Origin of the sequence: Salifodinibacter halophilus, assembly GCA_012999515.1 — a bacterium.
Taxonomy (GTDB): Bacteria; Pseudomonadota; Gammaproteobacteria; order Nevskiales; family Salinisphaeraceae; genus Salifodinibacter; species Salifodinibacter halophilus.
Map to the genome: position 1 here is coordinate 1 of JABEEB010000517.1, position 248 is coordinate 248.

At 73.8% G+C, this 248-nt stretch carries 1 protein-coding gene; it reads right to left on the minus strand.

From position 1 onward, the window contains the following. On the minus strand, positions 1-248 hold a 248-nt coding region (locus HKX41_12680; GenBank protein ID NNC24990.1), incomplete at both ends, for a DNA polymerase III subunit epsilon.

Sequence of the window (248 nt, forward strand, 5' to 3'; positions counted from 1 at the left end):
CAGCCGCGCCTGGTGCGCGGCCAGTTCTTCCGCCGGCACCACCACGCGCGGACGCGGCGCGCTCAGGTCGACCTGCACGCTGACCCGCTCCGCCTGCGCGGTCGCCGCGGCCGGATCGCCGAAGCCGATCTCCTCCTGGCCCGAGGTCAGCGCGATGTAGACCTCGCCGAGGATCTGCGCGTCGAGCAGCGCGCCGTGCAGTTGCCGGTGCGAGTTGTCCACGCCCAGGCGCTTGCACAGCGCGTCGA